The following is an 18,818-nucleotide window of genomic DNA, read 5'->3' on the forward strand; positions in this document are numbered from 1 at the left end:
GATAGGCTGACATGGACCGTCTGATCTACACCGCCTATTCCGGGATGACCGGTTCGATGGTGCGCCAGCGCGTCATCGCCAGCAACATGGCCAATGCGCAAACCACCGGCTTTCGCGCCGAAATGCTCAATGCCATGCCGATGACGCTGAAAGGCCCGAGCCTGGAAGCGCGGGCGATGACCGAGGGTGAGGTGCGCGGGGCCAGCATGAAGCAGGGCGCCATGATCCCGACCGGCAATCCGCTCGACATTGCGATGACCGGCCGGACCATGTTGACGGTGCAGACCGAAGACGGCGGCGAGGCGTATACGCGGCGCGGCGATCTATTGATCGGCGCGACAGGGGTGCTGGAAAATGGCGATGGCCGGCCGGTCATCGGCGATGGCGGACCCATCACCGTACCGCCCGGCGCCAAGCTCTCGATAAGCCCGGATGGCAGCGTTTTGGCCAGCAGCCCCGAAAATCCGGATCAGCCGCCGCAACTGCTGGCGAGGCTCAAACTGGCCTCGATCGAAGGATCGAAGATCGAAAAGGGCCTCGACGGGCTCTTTCGCGTCGTTGGCGGCGGGGTGCTGCCAGCCGACGAAGAGGCAAAAGTGCAGTCTGGCGCGCTTGAGCAATCGAATGTCGACCCCACCAGCGTGCTGGTTGAAATGGTCGAGGCGCAGCGCCTGTTCGACATGCGCGCCAAGTCCGTCGCGACCGCGCGCGAGATCGACGAAAGCAGCATGTCGTTGATGCGCATCACGTAAATCCCTCCAGCTTTGTAAAGAGAGAAACCGCTAATGCCATCCTCAGCCCTGCATGTCGCGCGCACCGGATTGGAAGCGCAGGATACGCGCATGCGCGTGATTGCCAACAATCTTGCCAATGTCGGCACCACCGGCTTCAAACGCGACCGCGCCAATTTCGCCACGCTCGCCTATCAGGATGCGCGGGTCGCCGGGCAGCAATCCTCGGGCGAAACGGCATATGCCACCGGGCTCAATCTGGGCACCGGGGTCGGCATTCAATCGACCACGCGGGTCGATACGGCGGGAACGCTGCAAACTACGGGCACTGCGCTCGATCTCGCGCTCGACGGCGAAGGCTATTTTCAGGTCGCTTTGCCGGGGGGGCAACTGGGCTATACCCGCGCCGGCAATTTCAGTCGTTCGGCCGAGGGCCAGCTGGTGACCGCGCAAGGCTACGTCGTCCAGCCGCCGATCACGGTGCCCGAGGGCGCCGGCGCGATCACGATCTCACCCGACGGAACGGTTTCCGCGCTGGTGCCGGGCACGACCGAGCCGAGCCAGCTGGGCCAGATGACGATTGCCAGCTTTGCCAATCCATCGGGCCTGCAATCGACCGGCGACAATTTCCTGCGCGAAACCGCCGCCAGCGGCGCGGCGCAAGTGGGCGTGCCGGGCGATCTTGGGCGCGGCCACATCCGCCAGGGCTTCCTCGAAGCCTCGAATGTCAATGTCGTCGAAGAGCTGGTCGATATGATCGAGTGCCAGCGCGCCTACGAGATCAATTCCAAGATGATCAAGGCGGTCGATGAAATGCTGCAGAATGCGAACCAGACCCTATGACCTTGCACCATGCGCCGTTTGATGCCGCATTCGATCCGCGTTCGCAGGCGGCAGGTTCCGCGTCCCCATTGGCATGGCGTTGGGGCCTGCTTGCTTTCGCCCTGCCAATGGCGGGGGCGCTCCTGCTGGCTTTGCCGCAGCCGGCCAAGGCGCGCAGCCAGCCAGCCCCCGGCTTTGCCGCTGCGCTGCCCGCGCCGCCGCCGCCGCGCGCCGCCGATGGCAGCATCTTCAACGTTTCGGCGGGATACGCTGGCCTTGCCGAAGGCCGCCGGGCGCGGGCAGTGGGCGATCCGCTGACCATCCAACTGGTCGAGCAGTTGACCAGTTCGAAATCGGCGGCGGGGAAGACTCAGAAGAACGGCGCAGTGAATGTCGTGCCTCCCGCTACCGGCATCGCCTCCTTCCTCAGCCGCTTTACCCTTAACGCTTCGGGCACTTCGTCGTTCAATGGTCAGGGAACTGCCTCGCAGACCAGCACGCTGGGCGGCGAAGTGGCGGTGACGATTGCCGAAGTGCGGCCGAACGGCACGGCCCTTGTCAAAGGGGAGAAGCGCTTGTTGCTCAGCCAGGGTCAGGAATGGGTGCAGATATCGGGGATCGTCCGCCTGGGCGATATCGATGTCGATAACCGCGTGCCTTCGACCCAGGTGGCCGATGCCCGCATCGAATATTCCGGCAATGGATCGATCGGGCGCGCCAGCCGCGAAGGCTGGTTCAGCAAGTTCTTCAACATGATTTCGCCGTTTTGAGGATGACTATGGTCCGCTTATCCTCCTCGATCTGCGCGTTCCTCGGCGCGCTGTGGCTGGCGCTAGCGCCGGGGGCCGCGCTGGCCGACCGCGTGCGCGATCTCGGCGCGTTTCAGGGCGTGCGCACCAACCAGCTCACCGGCTACGGTGTGGTCGTGGGCCTGCCCGGCACGGGCGACGACAATCTTGAATATCTGACGCAGGCGATGCGCGGTGTTTCGGGGCGGCTGGGCGTGCAATTGCCGCCCGGCGTTTCGCCCGGGCTTAAGAACGCCGCTGCTGTGCTCATCACTGCCGATCTTCCCGCATTTGCCAAACCCGGCCAGCGCATCGATGTGACCGTCTCGACCATCGGCAAAGCCAAGTCGCTGCGCGGCGGCGCGCTGATCCTCGCGCCGCTCTATGGCGCCGATGGCCAGATCTACGCGATGGCGCAGGGCAATCTCGCGGTTGGCGGGCTGGGCGTGAGCGCCAAGGATGGCAGCTCGGTCAATATCAATATCCCCACCGTCGGCCGGATCGCCGAAGGCGCGAGCGTCGAACGCGCCGTCGCCACCGGCTTTGACAGCAGCGAGACATTGCGCTGGAACCTGTTCAACGCCGATTTCATGACCGCAGCGCGGGTCCGCGATGCGATCAACGCGCGCTTTCCCGGCACCGCGTCGGTCGATGATGGCATGACACTCGCGCTCAAGCTGGCGGCGGGCAGCAACGCCCGCGCCACCATGATGGCCGCGATCTAGATGATCGAGGTCGTTCCTGCCGAGACCTCGGCCCGCGTCATCATCAACAGCCGCACCGGCACCGTGGTGATCAACAGCGCGGTGCGGCTTTCGCCCGCAGCAATCAGCCATGGCAAGATGGTGGTGAAGATCGACGAGAAATCCCAGGTTTCGCAGCCGGGGCCGCTCAGCCGCGGGCAGACCGCCGTCACCCCGGCCAGCCAGATCTCGCTCGATGAGCAGCCTGCGCACGTCGCCTTTTTCAAGCCGGGCGCGAGCCTGTCCTCGCTGGTCGATGCGCTCAACAAGTTGGGGGTCACGCCGTCCGATCTGGTGGCGATCCTCGAAGCGTTGAAGCAAGCGGGCGCGCTGCGTGCCGAAATGGAAATCATATGAGCCCGGTTGCGCCTGTGCGGGGAGCATCCGAGCCGCAAACCTCGGAGGGGGCCGCGCTGCGCAAGGCCGCTCAAGGCTTTGAAGCGATCTTCCTGCGCCAGATCCTGGCCAGCGCCCGCCAAACCAGCTTTGGCGGCGAAGACCTTTTCGGAAATCAGGCCAGCGAAACTTTCACCCAGATGCGCGACGAACGATTCGCCGAGATCGCCTCGGGCACCGGCGCTTTCGGCCTTGCCCGCCAGCTTGAGGCGCAACTGGCGCGGGTGCTTCCGCCTGCCGCTGCGGCCGCAGAACCTGCGTCCGGGAAAGGCTGAGCGCGATGTCGTCTGACCTCCTCTCGATCGGCCTGAGCGGCGCCAAGGCGGCGCGCAGCGCGCTGGATATCACCAGCCAGAACATCGCCAATGCCTCCACCGAGGGCTATGTTCGGCGCAGCGTCGGCTTTGCCGAAGTCGGCGCGACCGGCTACAATCAGAATCCGCGCGATGTCTCGCTCTCGGGAGTGCGGGTTGACCGGGTGGTGCGCAATGTCGATGCCTTTCGCCAGGCCGAAGTGCGGCGGACCGGCGCCGATACCGCGCGCGCCGATGCCGAAGTAACCGGCCTGCAAAATGCCGAATCCGCGCTCGAACGTTCTAACCTCTATCCCTCGATCCTCGGCTTTGAATCTTCGGTGCAAAAGCTGAAGGAAGATACCACCGACACCGCGCTGCGCGCCTCGGTGATCGAAAGCGCGCGGACGATGACCGCTACGTTTCAAATCGCCGCGCAAGAGCTCGATGCCGTGGCCAGCGGGCTGCGCTTTGAATCGACCGATGGGGTCAATCAGGTCACGCTGATCGCCGCTGAGCTCGGCCGCACCAACTTGCGCCTTGCCCGCGCCGCCGACGCCAGCAGCGACCAGACCGCGCTGCTCGACCAGCGCGACCGCCTGCTCTCAAACCTCAGCGACTATGGCAATATCGACACGACATTTGCTGCCGATGGCACGGTCGAAGTGCGCCTGGGCGGGCTAACGACGCCGGCTCTGGTCACAGGCGGCACTTCGGGCGCGATGACCATGGTCACAGCGCCGAACGGCACGATCAGTTTTGCTCTCGATGGCAACCCGGTGGCGCTCAGCGGGGGGGCGCTGGCCGGCCGGGCCTTGGCGCTGGACAAGGTTACGCAGCTGCACGGCGATCTGGATACCTTGGCCCAGGACATCGTCACGACGGTCAACACGGTGCAGGCGGGCGGGGTCGCGCTCGATGGCAGTGCCGGGCAAAATCTGCTTTCGGGCACCAGCGCTGCAACCCTCGCGCTCGCCACCAGCGACGGCACCAAGATCGCCACCGCACCGGCGGGTTCGCCTGCCAAAAGCCGCGATACCGGCAACCTTGACGCGCTGCGTACCGCGCTCACGGCCACCAATCCAGCCGGGCGCATGGACGGCATCTTGTTCGATGTCTCGGCGACGGTGGCCGGGCGCACCGTTACGCGCGATGCGCTGACCACCATTTCGGATTCGGCGCGGATCACGCTGTCATCGCAGTCTGCGGTCAATCTCGATACCGAAGCGGCCAATCTGCTGCGCTTTCAGCAGGCCTTTCAGGCCTCGAGCCGCGTGATGCAGGTCGCCTCCGCCCTGTTCGATAGCTTGTTGCAGATCAGATAGGGCCGCGCGCATGACCATCGCTTCCACCAGCACCAGTGCTTTCTTCGACCGGGCCACGATCGATCTGGCATCGCTGCGCGCGCAGGCCGAGAAGATTCAGGGCCAGATCAGCTCGGGCATCAAGCTGACGACATCGTCGGATGATCCGTTGGCCGCATCGCGGCTGCGTTCGCTGTCGCGTTTGGAGGTGCTGGGCAAGATCGATACCTCCGCCGCGCAGCGCGCCACGGTTGATCTCAATCTGGTCGATACCGCGCTCAATCAGTTCGCCAACTACACCATCCGCGCACAGGAACTGGCGACGCAGGCGGCCTCCGCCACATTGTCGCCAACCCAGCGCGCCAGCATCGGATCGGAGCTTGCCCAGATCCACGGCGGACTGGTCAGCCTTGCCAATACCCGCGACAGCGCGGGCAAGGCGCTGTTTGGCGGCGACAGCCCGGGCGATGCTTATCAATTGAACACCGCTGGCAGCGCGAGCTATATCGGCACTGGCACTGCAGGCACGCTATCGCTGGGCGACGATCAAGGCGTGGCCCGCAGCCTGACCGGTCCCGAATTTCTCAATTTCAATGATCCGGCGGGCAATTCCACCGATCTTCTGGCGGTGATGAAATCGCTGGCCGATACGTTGCAGGCGGGCGGCGCAGGGGCTGCTGCGGCCGCGGGCAGCGCGCTGGGATCGCTGGCCAATGGGCTTGATGCGATCACCACCGCGCAGACGATTGTCGGATCGCGCCTCACCTGGATCGACCTTTCCACCGAACGCCAGCAGGCCATGGGCGAAGCGCGAACATCCGAGCAGGCGGATATCGGCGCGCCCGATCTCGCGTCCTCGCTGGCCCGCCTGCAACAGCTCTCCACCGTGCTTGAGGCCAGCCAGTCGAGCTTTGCACGGCTCGCCGGCCTGTCGCTGTTCGATCTTATCCGTTAAGCCTTTTTAGGACCACCGCGCCATGTACGCAGGCATTGGTATTGTTATTCTTCTGGTGATGGTGTTCGGCGGGTTCGCGCTAACCGGCGGCGCGCTGGGCCCGGTGATGGAAGCCATTCCGCACGAAATGCTGATCATCGGCGGCGCGGCGCTCGGCGCGGTGGTCGCGGGCAATTCGCTGCATGGGCTCAAAGCGCTGGGCGGCGGCTTCTTGAAAGTGTTCAAGGGGCCGCGGCACAACAAGCAGGATCATGTCGACGCGATCGTGCTGTGCACCCGGCTCATGAAGATCCTGCGCAGCGATGGGCCGGTGGCGCTCGAAAGCCATGTGACGGACCCCAAGAATTCGCCGATCTTTGCCGAGTTTCCCCGCCTGCTGGCGCATGGCACGCTGATCGGGCTGATCTGCGACACGCTGACCCTGATCGTGGTTTCCTCGGGCACGCTCGAAGTGCACGCGGTGGAAGACGTGATGGATCATGCCATGAAAACGCATTTCCACGAATCCACCGAGCCGCAACATGCGCTGCAGAATCTGGCCGACGCGCTCCCTGCGCTGGGCATCGTCGCGGCGGTGCTGGGCGTGGTCAAGACAATGGGCTCGATCGACAAGCCGCCTTCGGTGCTCGGCGCGATGATCGGTTCGGCGCTGGTCGGCACGTTCATGGGCGTGCTGCTCGCCTATGGCATCGTTGCGCCGCTGGCCGGGCGGCTCAAGCAAGTGCTCGACGAAGATGAGATGATCTTTCAGGCGGTCAAGCAGGTGATCATCGCCAGCTTGCACGGCTGGCCGCAACCGCTGGTGGTGGAAAGCGCTCGCTCGGGATTGGGCCACGCGTTTCGCCCCGGCCTGTCGGAACTGCTCGACGCGCTGCGCGGGCGCTAAACCATGGCAAAGGCGCCCGCCAAAGGCAAAAATGGTCCGCTGCCGCCGATCATCGTAAAGAAGATCACGGTGGTGGCCGGCGGCCATCATGGCGGCGCATGGAAAGTGGCCTATGCCGACTTCGTGACCGCGATGATGGCCTTTTTCCTGCTGATGTGGCTGCTGGGCGCCACCACCGAGAAGCAGCGCAAGGGCATCGCGGATTATTTCACGCCGACTTTGGTCAAGACCCGGCAGGGCAGCGCGGGATCTTATGGCTTGCTCGGCGGATCATCCTTGACCGACGCCGATAAGTATCAGTTCCGCGCCGGGCAGACCGGCACCAAGACGCTGACCGTGCCGCGCGATGCCACCGGCGGCCCGAAAGACGGCGGGTCGAAGGCCAAGCGGACCGCGACGATTGCGCAGCGGCTGAAGCAAAAGCTGGCCGCCAGCGCCGCTTTGCGCAAATTGGCACCGCAAGTGCGCATGCAGATGACCCCCGAAGGCATTCGGCTGGATCTGGTCGATGATGCCAACTTCTCGATGTTCCGGCTGGGCACCACGATCCTTACCCCCGATGCGGTGCAGCTGCTTTCCGCGATCGGTCAGGCAATCGGCCCCGATGCAGGCGGCATCACCGTGCGCGGCCATACCGATTCGCTGCAATGGAAACCCGGAGACGCGGTGAACAACTGGTCGCTCTCGGCGGGCCGCGCCGAAGCCACGCGGCAGGCGCTGATGCGCAGCGCGGTGGGCGAGGGGCGCTTTCGCCGGATCGAGGGCGTGGCCGACAAGGAGCCGCTGATCGTCGCCAACCCGGCCGATGCGCGCAACCGGCGCATGTCGATCCTGCTGATGGATTGAACCTGAAGCCTGAGCCTTAGTGACTGGTTGCAGGCAGCACCGACAGCTATCATTCCACCCGCCCGGGGTTCCCGGCGCGGTTCGTCTGGCGGCCGATCAGAGCTGGCCTCGTTTGCCGGCACTTTTGCTTTCGCGCGTACCGCCGCCAGAGATCAGACCTGTCAACAATTCCGCCGTGTCTTTCAGGAAGATCTTCACATGGGCCAGCGGCTTTTTGCGCACCAGTTCCTTGTTCATATAGGCCTCCCACGTAAGTTGCTGGATATCCTTGTCCATGCACAGCTTGACGAATTTCTCGCGCATCTTGTCGCTGCGATACCACCACCATTGCATGATGCCGAGCACACGGAACACCATGCCGTGCGCCTTCATGAAGCGCTTGCGCGCCAGCCGAAGCTTTGACGCATCGCCGCTGACCAGCGCTTCGGAGGCAGCCTTGGCGACTTCGCGCCCGGCGGTCATGGCATAGAAAATGCCTTCGCCGCTGGCCGGGGCCACGCAGCCGGCAGCGTCGCCTGCCACCACGACATCCTTGCCGTTGTCCCACTTCTTGCGCGGACGCAGCGGAATCGGCGCACCCTCGACGCGCACAGTCTTGCACTTGTCCTCGGTCAGGCCCAGCTCGGCGCGCAGCGCCGTAATGGCCTTGCGCAGCTCAAAGCCCTGCACGGCGCTGCCGGTGCCGATGCTGGTTTTCGAACCGTGCGGGAATACCCATGAATAAAAATCCGGGCTGTGCTTGCCTTGGTAAAAAACATCGCAGCGATTGCCGACAAAGCCGCCAAAACCTTCGGGCGGGCTTTCCACTATCTCGTGATAGGCGGCAACGAAGGGCAGTTTTTCATCCGGCAGCGCCGCGCGCGCCACGGCTGAATTGCAGCCATCGCAGCCGATCAGCATTTTCGTGTGCACCCGCACCGGCTCCGAACCGCGCTCGGCGCCTTTGGGGTGATAGAGCACGACGGCGGTACCATCCGGCTCGCGCTCCATTCCTTCGAAGCTGCCGTCGCGGCGATCGGCGCCATTTGTCGCCGCCCGGGCGCGCAGCCATTCATCGAACTCGTCGCGATCGACCATGCCGACCCAGCCGCCTTCGCCCACCGGCATGTCCACTTCGCGCCCCGCCGGGCTGATCATCCGGGCGCTGTTGGCTTTGGCACATAACAGATCGACCGGCACGTCGAAGTCTTTCAGCAGGCGCGGCGGCACAGCGCCACCGCACGGCTTGACGCGGCCCATCCGGTCCAGCAGCATCACTCTGTGCCCGGCCAGCGCCAGATCATTTGCGGCTGTCGCGCCCGATGGGCCGCCGCCTACCACTACCATGTCGAACATCTCGGTCATGCCGCTGCCCTTGCTGTTATTGGTCAACCCGCCAAAATCAGTGTCCAATTTTTTGTACAGTCATTCAACCTGAAAGCGAGGCGCGCCGCCAGCAAAAACAGCATGGCCCTTGGGGGAAAACACGTTCAAACGCGCGCTTACAGCCGCCAATGGCCGGGTGCGGGCAATCAACTGCCAATGCGCCGACAAATCCGCCAATGCCGGAGGCTGTCGCACTTGACCGGAAGGGGTCTGAGCGGGCAAACGGGCCTGACAACAACCATACCCAAACAACAGGAGAGCGCATGTTTTCGCACGTTATGCTCGGCAGCAATGATATCGCCCGGTCCAAGGCGTTTTATGATGCCACCTTCGCCACGTTTGGTGGTCCTGAAGGCTTTGTCGATCCTGCCGGCCGGCTGGTCTATCCGCACAATGGCGGCATCTTCATCCTCTCGGTGCCGATCAACGGCGAACCGGCATGCGCCGCGAATGGCGGCACCATCGGCTTTGCCATGACACCGGATCAGGCCGATGCCTGGTATGCAGCAGGCGCTGCAAACGGCGGCGTTCCTTGCGAAGATCCCCCAGGTCCGCGTGAAGGCAGCCCTTACTATCTCGCCTATCTGCGCGATCCGGACGGCAACAAGCTGTGCGCGCTGAACGTCATCGGTAGCTGAGACCAAAGCAGGAGTGGCGGGCAAATGACCATGGAAACCGTTTCGGCCGCCAAGGCGCACGGCGGCACATTGGGCGTTTACCGCCACACCTCCGCGGCAACAGGGACAGAGATGACCTTTTCGGTCTTCCTGCCCCCCCATGCGGTCGACGGCGCCAAGCTGCCGGTGTTGTTTTACCTTTCGGGGCTCACCTGCACGCACGCGAATGTTACCGACAAGGGCGAATATCGCCGGATTTGCGCCGAGCTTGGCCTGATTTTCGTCGCGCCGGATACCAGCCCGCGCGGGCCGGATGTGGCCGATGATGCCGCCGGTGCCTATGATTTCGGGCTTGGCGCTGGGTTTTATGTGAACGCCACGCAAGCGCCGTTTGCGGCGCATTACCGGATGTGGGATTACATCTCCGAAGAATTGCCCGCGCTGATCGCGGCCAATTTTCCAGCCGATCCGGCGCGCATGGGGATTACCGGGCATTCGATGGGCGGCCACGGCGCGCTCACGCTGGGCCTTACCTATCCTGAAAAATTCAAATCGCTCTCCGCCTTTGCGCCGATTGTCGCGCCGGGGCAGGTGCCATGGGGCCACAAGGCGCTGGCCGGCTATCTCGGGCCCGATCCGGCGGCATGGCGCGCGCACGATGCGGTCGCCTTGATCGAGGACGGCAAGCGCCCGGCGGGCGATGTGCTGGTCGATCAGGGGGACGCAGACAATTTTCTGGTGGAGCAATTGCGGCCCGAATTGCTGGCGGCGGCGTGCGAAGGCGCAGGGATTGCGCTCACGCTGCGTCTGCAGCCCGGCTACGACCACAGCTACAACTTCATCTCGACCTTCATGGAAGACCACATCCGCTGGCACGCCGAGCGGCTTTAAGGTTTGCGAACGTCCCGCGCCACGGCATCGAGCAGGCCGTTGACGAACTTGGTTTCGCGCGCATCGAAAAAAGCGTGCGCCACATCGAGGTATTCGCTGATCACGGTGCCCACGCTGATATCCTTGCGCGCCAGCAATTCATAAGCCCCGGCGCGCAGGATTTGCAGCATCGTGCGATCGAGCCGCGCGATCGACCAGCCAGCAGCAAGATTGGCCGACAGCAACGCATCGATCTCGTCGCGCCGTGCGGCAGTGCCGCGCACTACATCATCGAAAAACACCACGTCGGCATCGATGTACTGATCGTCTTCGATCTCACGTCCCAGCCGGTGCTGATGAAATTCATCGAGCAGGCCGTTCATCGCCGTGGCCTCCATCTCGAACTGATAAAGCGCCTGCACTGCGGCAAGGCGCGCGGCAGAGCGCGCGGCAGACGTGGTCCGGCTCATATGCCCAGTCTCAATTCGATCGAGCGCGCATGCGCGGCAAGGCCTTCGGCATCGGCCAGCGCAATGGCGGCGGGGCCGATGGCCGCCACCGCTGCTTCGCTCGCCGCGATGAAGCTGGTGCGCTTCATGAAATCGAGCACCGAGAGCCCGGAGGAAAACCGTGCGCGCCGCCCGGTGGGCAAAACATGGTTCGGCCCCGCCACGTAGTCGCCTATCGCCTCCGGGGTCATCCGCCCGAGGAATACCGATCCGGCGTGACGGATCTTTGCAAACAGCGCTTCGGGATCGGCGGTGGCGATCTCGACATGTTCGGCCGCCAGCGCATTGGCCAGCGCCGGTGCTTCCTCCAGCGAATCCACCACGATGATCACGCCGTATTCGTCCCAACTGGCCTTGGCGACGCGCGCGGTGGGCAGCATGGCTAGCTCCACCCCGATCATATCCGCCACTTGATCGGCGAATGTGGCATCGTCGGTGATCAGGATGGCCTGCGCTGCGGGATCATGCTCGGCCTGGCTGAGTAGATCGGCGGCAATCCATTGCGGATCGTTCTGCCCATCGGCGATCACGAGGATCTCCGAAGGCCCGGCGACCATGTCGATTCCCACCACGCCAAACAGCTGACGCTTGGCCTCGGCGACCCAGGCATTGCCCGGACCGGTGATCACATCAACGGCGCGAATGCGCTGCGTGCCATAAGCCAGCGCGGCGACAGCCTGCGCGCCGCCCACTTTCCAGACCTCGTCGACCCCGGCGAGATGCGCGGCGGCGAGCACCAGCGGATTGATCACCCCCTTGGGCGCGGGGGTGACAACGACCAGCCGTTCGACCCCCGCCACTTTGGCCGGGATCGCATTCATCAGCAGCGAAGAGGGATAGGCCGCGCGCCCGCCCGGCACATAGAGCCCCGCGCCATCGACCGCGCGCCACCGCGCGCCAAGCCGCAGCCCGGCCTCGTCGGTGATTTCGCGGTCCTGCGGCAACTGCGCCGCGTGCCAGGTGCGGATGCGCTGCGCCGCCAGCTCGAGCGCGGCGCGCAGATCGGGGGCAAGATCCTCGTAAGCATCGCGGCATGCTTCCGGATCGACCCGCCAGGCATCGTCGGCTGGGCTGTGCTGATCAAACTTGGCGGTATATTCGGCCAGCGCTGCATCGCCGCGCAGGCGCACATCCTCGATGATCACCTGCACATCGCGCGTCACGTTCTCGTCGCTCTCGCGCCGATCCTTGACGATGCGGGCAAACGCTCGGGCAAAATCGGGCTGGTTGGACTTGAGCCGCTGCATCAGGCTGCTTTCCGCCGCGCGACCAGATCGCGAAACGCATCGATCAGCGCGCCAAGCCGGGCGCTGTCGGTCTTCAGCGCGGCGCGATTGACGATCAGGCGCGCCGAAACCGGCATGATCCGGCTGGTCTCGACCAGACCATTCTCCTTCAGCGTGCGCCCGGTGGAGACCAGATCGACAATCCGGCTGGCAAGGCCCAGCGACGGCGCGAGCTCCATCGCGCCATTGAGCTTGACCACTTCGGCCTGCACGCCCAGCCGTTCGAAATGGCGGCGAGTCAGGCTGGGATACTTCGTGGCGACACGCGCATGGCTCTCGCCCACATTGGCCCCGCTCTCCAGCGCCGACGCGGGCTCTGCCACCGAGAGACGGCAATGCCCGATATCGAGATCGACCGGCGCATAAAGATCGGCATAGTCGAACTCATCGATCACATCCGAACCGACGATGCCCACTTGCGCCGCGCCGTGCGCCACGAAGGTGGCGACATCGAACGCGCGCACGCGGATGATCTTCACATCATCGCGGCTGGTGGCAAAGCTGAGCGCGCGCGATCCCTTGTCGAAAAAGTCGGCGTCGGGCACAACGCCTGCCTGGCTGAGTAGCGGCAGGGCTTCGTCCAGCAGGCGGCCTTTGGGCAGCGCGAAGATGAGGGGAGCAGGAGCAGTCATGGCTCCGCAGCCCCTATGTCAAAGGGCCGGAAAGGGCAACCTTGTGGAAGCATTGATGGAAATCGGCGAAGTGGCGCGGGCGATTGCGTGGCAAGCAGATCATGCCGCGAACAATGGCGCGCCGTGCACCGGGCGAGCGATCCGCGCGCAGCTGGGGCTGCTCGATGGCAAGACAGCGGTGGGGCAAAGACTTGCGAACTGGCCGGGCAAGCCGCTGGAGGATGCGTTGCCGCTGCGCCTTGCAGGCGGTTTTCATCATTTGCTGCTGAGCGGCGCGGACCGGCGGCTAGAGCCGGTCTATCGCGGGGAATTGACCGAACAGGCTGCGATCGACGCATTGGTCATGGCCATGACCCGCGACCATGACGCGGCGCTGCTGCCCTGGCTGGATGGCCCGCCGCAGACCAACGAGGCGGGCCGCTCTGCGAGCATCATGGCGGCGCTGCTGTGGCTCGCGCCGCGCTTAGGCGCACGGTTCGACATGAACGAACTGGGCGCGAGCGCGGGGGTCAACACCATGATCGAGCGCTATCGCTATGATCTGGGCGGAACCACCGTGGGACCGGAGGACTCGCCCATGCGGATCGTGCCCGAATGGCGCGGGCAGGCGCCCAAAGCTTCGCGGGTGGAGATCATCGGCATTCAAGGCTGCGACCGCGCGCCGGTTAACCTCGCCGATCCGGCGGCGGCGCTGAGGCTGAAAAGCTATGTCTGGGCCGAAGTGACCGAGCGGCTGGCGCGGATCGATGCCGCCGCCGCGCTGGCGCGGGCGAAGCCGCCGCTGGTCGATGGTTGCGATGCGGCCGATTGGGCCGAGATGCGGCTGTGTCTGCCGCAGGAGGCCGATACTACCCGCGTCCTTTATCATTCGATCGTGTGGCAATATCTGCCGGCGCCAACGCGCGCCCGGATCGAGGCCGCGATGGCAGAGGCGGGTGCGCGCGCCGATGCGCAGCGGCGGCTGGCGTGGATCATGCTGGAGACCAACCGCGCGACATTCCGCCACGAGCTGACCGTGCGCCATTGGCCGGGGGACGGCGAGCCGATATTGCTGGGGACGGCCCACGCGCACGGTGCGTGGGTCGAATGGTTGGGCGATTAAAGCAGCGTCACGCCACCGCGCGGCCCATCGCCGCAAACGCGGCAGGGGCGGGTTCGGGATGGCCGAAGTGGTAGCCTTGCATTAAATGGATGCCGAGGCCGCGCGCGGTCTCTGCCTGGTCTGCGGTTTCGACCCCCTCGATCGAGCAGGCGATGCCCAATTGCCACGACAACGCGACCAGCATGCCGGTGACCGCGCGTGCGCCCGGATCGCTGACCAGCGCGGCGGCCAACGTGTGATCGAGCTTGATCAGATCGAGCGGCAGATCGCGCAACTGATTGAGGCTGGACCAGCCGGCCCCGAAATCATCAAGCGCGATGCGAAAGCCGCGCTCGCGCAGGGCATGCAGCTGCGCCTTGGCCCGCTTGGGGTTTACCTGCAACGCCCGCTCGGTCACTTCGAGGATGATCGAAGCAGGGCTGGCCCCGGCGGCTTCGACGATCTGCATGATCGCGTCGACCGTGCCTTCGCGCACCATATCGCGCGGCGCAAGGTTGATCGATACGTCGAGCCCGGTCTCCCACGGGCGGCATTCAGCCAGCGCCCGCGCGAGCACCATCCTGGTGAGATCGCCAGTGCGGCCGGTCGCTTCCGCCATCGCCATGAACGTGCCTGGGCTTTGCCATTCGTGGCCATCGGGCGACCAGCGGGCGAAGGCTTCAAAGCCAAGCACCTGCCCTGTCAGGCAATTGTGCATGGGTTGGTAGAGCAGCTTGATCTGGTCTTCGAGCGTGCAATCGTTGAACGCCCGGGTCATCGCGATCCGGTGCTGGAGCAGCGCCTCGTCGCCCTGTTCAAAGCGCACGAGCGCGCCATCGCCCTGCTCCTTGGCCCGGTAGAGCGCGGTATCGGCGCGTTCGAGGCAACCCGAGACGCTGGATTCTCCGGCAAGATGCAGGCCGATCGCGCCGCACAGCCGCAGATTGGCCCCATTGTGGCTGATCGGTTCGCGAATGGCGGCGGCGATCTGCCGCCCAGCGGCGCTGGCCGCATCGGCAGTCATCGCGGAGTCCAGCAGGATGGCGAACTCATCGCCGCCCAGCCGTCCTTGCGCGATAACGCCCGCGATGGCGCCGATTCGCGCGCCGACGGTGCGCAGCACATGATCGCCAGCGGCATGGCCATACGTATCGTTAATGTGCTTGAAGCCATCGAGATCGACCAGCGCGAGCCAAGGCCGCGGCCCCGCATCGCGCACCAGCTCTTCCTCCAGCCGGGCCAGAATGGCCCGTCGGTTCATTCCCCCGGTGACATGATCGATCGTGGCGCGCCGATGGTTTGCGCTGGCCAGTCGCGCCGTCTGCCGCTCCCGCCGCGCCAGCATCTGGCGGGAAAGTTCGAGCCTGACAAAATCGCGATGCTGGCCGTGCGTGATCCAAAGCAGCATGGCGACCCCGAACAATTGGATCATTGCAACATAGATCGCGCCGGGATGCCCGATAGCGAGGAAAAACACGCTGGCGGGGATCGTGTAGGCGGCTGCCAGACGCAGTGCGGCTGGAGGAGAATGCGCGATGCCCAAGATACCCGATACCATCGTGATCGCGAGCACGACCTGGATCAGCCCGGCCGCATTGGCATCCCCATAGGGATAGAGCGAAAGCGCCCACGCGACAAAGGCCACCCCGGAAATGCCTGCCCGCTGCCCTAACTTGCGCAGATCGGCGCGCTGCATCGCCACAGGGCGACGCGCTGTCCGCGCTGGCAGCCAATGGACCGCCCGGATAGCGGCATAGCCGATGAGCACTGGCGCGACTGCAAGCAGCGCGAGCGGCGCTTTGCCGCTAAAGCGCAGGGCCAACGAGCCGATATTGAAGATGACCACCAAGTAAAGCAGCGGCAACCGGTGCGAGATATTTGTCGCATAAGCCCGAATGTAGGACTCGCCTGCGCGCGGCTGCCAGTATCGCGAAATCCGGCGCGCCACAGCCGGCAGGCGGCGCAAGTGACGCAATGCACGCTCAGCCGGGCCAGCAAGAGTTGGACTAGTCGCCATCGGACCCGCTTAACCGTGGTTGGGTTAATACGTTGTCAAGTTAAGGGCTCTGCTGGAGGGCTGGAGGAAGATTTTTTCAGGCCTGATCGGGGATCAATTCCTCGGGTTCCGTCAGCGGCAAAAGGCCGCGCTCGGCATGGCGCGGCTGGGTCTCGATCAGCGGCACATCCTCGATCTCGCGCTTGCCGACTTCGATGCCCTTGTCGCGCAGACGTTTGCCTGCCGAGAGTACATTGCGCTCGAAACTGCCGACGAACTTGTTGTAGTGCGAAACCGCGCTGTCGAGGCCTGAACCCATCCGTTTGAGATGCTCGGCGCTCACCGCCAGCCGCTCATAAAGCTCGCCGCCCATGCGCCCGATCTCGCGCGCCTCTCGCGCCAATTCATCTTGCCGCCACACTTGCGCGATTGTGCGCGCGATGGCGACAAGGTTGGTGGGCGAGGCCAGCAGCACGCGTCGCTCGAACGCAAAATCCCACAGCTTGGGGTCTTGCTCCAGCGCGGCCGCGATGAAGTGTTCGCCGGGCACGAACATCAGCACATAATCAGGGGCCTCGGGAAACTGGCTCTGATAGCTTTTGGCGCCCAAAGTCTGGATGTGCGTCCGCATCGATTGGACATGCGCGATCAGCGCGATCTTGCGAGTGTCGTCGTCCTGCGCCTCGAACGCGTCCTGATAGGCGTTGAGCGAGACCTTGGCGTCGATCACCAGCAGCTTGTTCCCCGGCACGCGCACGATCGCATCGGGGCGCAGGCGGCCTTCGTCGGTCTCGACCGATTGCTCGGTGACGAAATCGGTGTGTTCAGCAAGGCCGCATTGTTCGAGCACATTGCGCAATTGCAATTCGCCCCAGCGGCCGCGTGTCTTGGGGCCATTGCGAAGGCTGTTGCCCAGCTGCGCGGCGGCGGCGCGCACTTCTTCCTGGCCCTTGCGCATGCCTTCGATCAGCCCGGTGAGCTGGCCGAAGCCTTCAACCCGGTCTTTCTCAAGCTTGCCGACCTGCTCCTCATAGCTTTTCAGCCGTTGATCGACCGGGGCAAGGAGGGCGGACAGCCGCTCCGCGCTGTTCTTTTCGCTTTCTTCGAAGCGCGCGCTGGCGCGAGTGAGGAAGGCCTCCTGCGCTTTCTCTAGGACCTTGCTGCCCGCGTTTTCAAACTCGCGGCGCAGCGCTTCCTGCGCTTCGAGCAAAAGCCGCTTCTGCTCGTCGAAATTGGCTGCGTCTGCCTTCAAACCCACAAGTTCGGCGCGGAAATTGTCGCGGTCGGTGCGGATGGCGACAAGTTCCGCTCTGATCCGGTCGGCATCGCTCGCGCGTTCGCTTGCCGATGCCAGTTGCGTCGCCAGTCCATCGCGCTCTTCGCGGATTTCGTCGGACTGCTGAATCGCCGCATCGAGCTGCGCGGCCTTGACCGAAGCGGCGGCAAGCTCGGTGATCGCGCGGCGAAACTTCTCGTCAAGATCGCGTGCCTCGGCATCGCGCGCTTCGAACCGGGTTTTCCATTCGGCCACCGGCTTGCCGCCCAGGAACCAGCCCGCCGCAAGGCCCATAAGCAGCGCGGCAATCAGGAATATGAGGACAAAGGAGGCTTCCACGCTTGCTCCAGTTCAGAACGAACCATGAACTTAACCTGCAACGCCCCCGCTATCAAGCCATCTTGCGCAGCTTTTCCAGCTTCTTGAGCACCATCCCGCGCTTCAGCCGCGAAAGGTGGTCGATGAACAGGATGCCTTCGAGGTGGTCCATCTCGTGCTGGAGGCAGGTGGCCATCAGGCCTTCCATCGCTTCCTCGTGGACTTTGCCATCCAGATCCTGCCAGCGGGCGCGGATTCGCGCCGGGCGCTCCACATCGGCATACATCTCGGGCACCGAGAGGCAGCCTTCGGAATAGACCGAGAGATCGGCGGAAGGTTCGAGGATTTCGGGATTGATGAACACGCGTGGTTCTTTTTTCACCGGGCGATGCGTGTGGTGATGATCGCCGTGCGCGGTGCAGACTTCGGGCTCGGCGTCCATGTCTTCGGGCTGAAGATCGATCACCAGCACGCGCAGCGGCACGCCGACCTGAACCGCAGCAAGGCCAATGCCGGGCGCGTCGTACATCGTCTCGAACATGTCAGCTACAAGGCCCCGCAATTCCGCATCGAATGCGGTGACGGGCGCGGAAATCTGCTTGAGCCGCAGATCGGGGACTTCGATGATGTCGCGAATAGCCATTGCGGGCAAATAGGAAGGAAAGACGCGCTTCGCAAGCGTTGCTGAAACGCGTCTCGGCCTGCGTCTTAGCCCACCGGTCGCCGCGCGCGCAGCGCCTGCGCCAGCGTGCCCTCATCCAGATAATCTAGCTCGCCGCCGACTGGCAGGCCGTGGGCAAGCTGGGTGACGCGCACGGCCAGCCCTTCGAGCCGCTCGGCGATGTAATGCGCGGTCGTCTGGCCCTCAAGCGTAGCGTTCATCGCCAGCACCACCTCGTCGATCCCGCCTGCGGAAACGCGCGCAAGCAGGCTGGCAATCGTCAGGTCTTCGGGGCGGACGCCTTCGAGCGCGGACATCCGCCCGCCCAGCACATGGTAGCGCCCCGTAAACAGCCGTGCGCGGTCGAGCGCCCAGAGGTCCGCGACTTCCTCTACCACGCAGATCGCGCGCGCATCGCGGCGCGGATCGGCGCAGATGCCGCA

General features: G+C 64.5%; 19 protein-coding genes and 1 pseudogene. 12 read left to right on the forward strand and 8 right to left on the reverse strand.

Annotation, left to right across the window (positions count from 1 at the left end; genetic code table 11):
* Positions 1-11: 11 nt before the first annotated feature.
* The 9 genes and pseudogenes from Q0O40_RS05900 to Q0O40_RS05940 all read left to right on the forward strand — a co-directional run bounded on the left by Q0O40_RS05900 (position 12) and on the right by Q0O40_RS05940 (position 7,764).
* Positions 12-752, forward strand: coding sequence for a flagellar basal body rod protein FlgF (locus tag Q0O40_RS05900; protein ID WP_295527424.1), 741 nt, complete (start codon positions 12-14; stop codon positions 750-752).
* A gap of 33 nt (positions 753-785) precedes the next feature.
* The gene (gene flgG / locus Q0O40_RS05905) at positions 786-1,574 is read left to right on the forward strand and encodes a flagellar basal-body rod protein FlgG (protein WP_295527425.1); all 789 of its coding nucleotides are present in this window, start codon (positions 786-788) and stop codon (positions 1,572-1,574) included.
* 107 nt (positions 1,575-1,681) lie between these two features.
* On the forward strand, positions 1,682-2,323 hold the full coding sequence (locus Q0O40_RS05910) for a flagellar basal body L-ring protein FlgH (protein ID WP_295527427.1): 642 nt from the start codon (positions 1,682-1,684) through the stop codon (positions 2,321-2,323).
* Positions 2,324-2,331: 8 nt separating this feature from the next.
* Positions 2,332-3,441 (forward strand): annotated as a pseudogene (locus Q0O40_RS05915) (flagellar basal body P-ring protein FlgI).
* Between the two features lie 14 nt (positions 3,442-3,455).
* Complete coding sequence (locus Q0O40_RS05920) at positions 3,456-3,755, forward strand: rod-binding protein (protein ID WP_295527430.1); 300 nt, start codon at positions 3,456-3,458, stop codon at positions 3,753-3,755.
* A 5-nt stretch (positions 3,756-3,760) separates the two neighbouring features.
* The gene (flgK, locus tag Q0O40_RS05925) at positions 3,761-5,098 is read left to right on the forward strand and encodes a flagellar hook-associated protein FlgK (protein WP_295527433.1); all 1,338 of its coding nucleotides are present in this window, start codon (positions 3,761-3,763) and stop codon (positions 5,096-5,098) included.
* Positions 5,099-5,108: 10 nt separating this feature from the next.
* Positions 5,109-6,032, forward strand: coding sequence for a flagellar biosynthesis protein FlgL (locus tag Q0O40_RS05930; RefSeq protein ID WP_295527436.1), 924 nt, complete (start codon positions 5,109-5,111; stop codon positions 6,030-6,032).
* A 22-nt stretch (positions 6,033-6,054) separates the two neighbouring features.
* Positions 6,055-6,918, forward strand: coding sequence for a flagellar motor stator protein MotA (gene motA / locus Q0O40_RS05935; RefSeq protein WP_295527439.1), 864 nt, complete (start codon positions 6,055-6,057; stop codon positions 6,916-6,918).
* 3 nt (positions 6,919-6,921) lie between these two features.
* Positions 6,922-7,764: a flagellar motor protein MotB gene (locus Q0O40_RS05940; RefSeq protein WP_295527441.1), complete on the forward strand. Its 843-nt coding sequence runs from the start codon at positions 6,922-6,924 to the stop codon at positions 7,762-7,764.
* Between the two features lie 96 nt (positions 7,765-7,860).
* Here Q0O40_RS05940 and Q0O40_RS05945 read toward each other — a convergent pair whose 3' ends face one another.
* Positions 7,861-9,108 carry a geranylgeranyl diphosphate reductase gene (locus Q0O40_RS05945; protein WP_295527471.1) on the reverse strand — a complete coding sequence of 416 codons (1,248 nt, stop codon included), beginning with the start codon at positions 9,106-9,108 and terminating at the stop codon, positions 7,861-7,863.
* A gap of 284 nt (positions 9,109-9,392) precedes the next feature.
* On the opposite strand from Q0O40_RS05945, the gene Q0O40_RS05950 reads away from it, so the two are divergent.
* Together Q0O40_RS05950 and fghA are read left to right on the forward strand one after the other, a co-directional pair.
* Entirely contained in the window at positions 9,393-9,767 is a 375-nt protein-coding gene (locus tag Q0O40_RS05950; RefSeq protein ID WP_295527443.1) for a VOC family protein, read from the forward strand.
* Between the two features lie 30 nt (positions 9,768-9,797).
* Complete coding sequence (gene fghA / locus Q0O40_RS05955) at positions 9,798-10,637, forward strand: S-formylglutathione hydrolase (protein WP_295527474.1); 840 nt, start codon at positions 9,798-9,800, stop codon at positions 10,635-10,637.
* Here fghA and nusB read toward each other — a convergent pair.
* The 3 genes from nusB to hisG are packed head-to-tail and all read right to left on the reverse strand — an operon-like array spanning position 10,634 to position 13,043.
* A complete protein-coding gene (nusB, locus tag Q0O40_RS05960) occupies positions 10,634-11,086 on the reverse strand; it encodes a transcription antitermination factor NusB (protein WP_295527445.1) in 453 nt (150 codons plus the stop codon). The genes fghA and nusB overlap by 4 nt on opposite strands.
* Entirely contained in the window at positions 11,083-12,372 is a 1,290-nt protein-coding gene (gene hisD, locus Q0O40_RS05965; RefSeq protein WP_295527447.1) for a histidinol dehydrogenase, read from the reverse strand. The genes nusB and hisD overlap by 4 nt, the downstream gene beginning before the upstream one ends.
* Positions 12,372-13,043, reverse strand: coding sequence for an ATP phosphoribosyltransferase (gene hisG / locus Q0O40_RS05970; RefSeq protein ID WP_295527450.1), 672 nt, complete (start codon positions 13,041-13,043; stop codon positions 12,372-12,374). The genes hisD and hisG overlap by 1 nt, the downstream gene beginning before the upstream one ends.
* A gap of 55 nt (positions 13,044-13,098) precedes the next feature.
* On the opposite strand from hisG, the gene Q0O40_RS05975 reads away from it, so the two are divergent.
* Positions 13,099-14,145 (forward strand): DUF2332 domain-containing protein, encoded by a 1,047-nt coding sequence (locus Q0O40_RS05975; RefSeq protein WP_295527453.1) that lies wholly within the window; start codon positions 13,099-13,101, stop codon positions 14,143-14,145.
* Between the two features lie 7 nt (positions 14,146-14,152).
* On the opposite strand, the gene Q0O40_RS05980 is transcribed toward Q0O40_RS05975, so the two are convergent.
* The 4 genes from Q0O40_RS05980 to Q0O40_RS05995 all read right to left on the reverse strand — a co-directional run.
* Positions 14,153-15,988 carry an EAL domain-containing protein gene (locus Q0O40_RS05980; RefSeq protein ID WP_295527456.1) on the reverse strand — a complete coding sequence of 612 codons (1,836 nt, stop codon included), beginning with the start codon at positions 15,986-15,988 and terminating at the stop codon, positions 14,153-14,155.
* Positions 15,989-16,217: 229 nt separating this feature from the next.
* A complete protein-coding gene (rmuC, locus tag Q0O40_RS05985; protein ID WP_295527477.1) occupies positions 16,218-17,690 on the reverse strand; it encodes a DNA recombination protein RmuC in 1,473 nt (490 codons plus the stop codon).
* Positions 17,691-17,787: 97 nt separating this feature from the next.
* A complete protein-coding gene (gene def / locus Q0O40_RS05990) occupies positions 17,788-18,357 on the reverse strand; it encodes a peptide deformylase (RefSeq protein WP_295527458.1) in 570 nt (189 codons plus the stop codon).
* 65 nt (positions 18,358-18,422) lie between these two features.
* A partial coding sequence (locus Q0O40_RS05995; protein ID WP_295527460.1) for a toprim domain-containing protein occupies positions 18,423-18,818 on the reverse strand: 396 nt, incomplete at its 5' end.

Source organism: Novosphingobium sp. Chol11, assembly GCF_945870625.1.
GTDB lineage: Bacteria > Pseudomonadota > Alphaproteobacteria > Sphingomonadales > Sphingomonadaceae > Novosphingobium.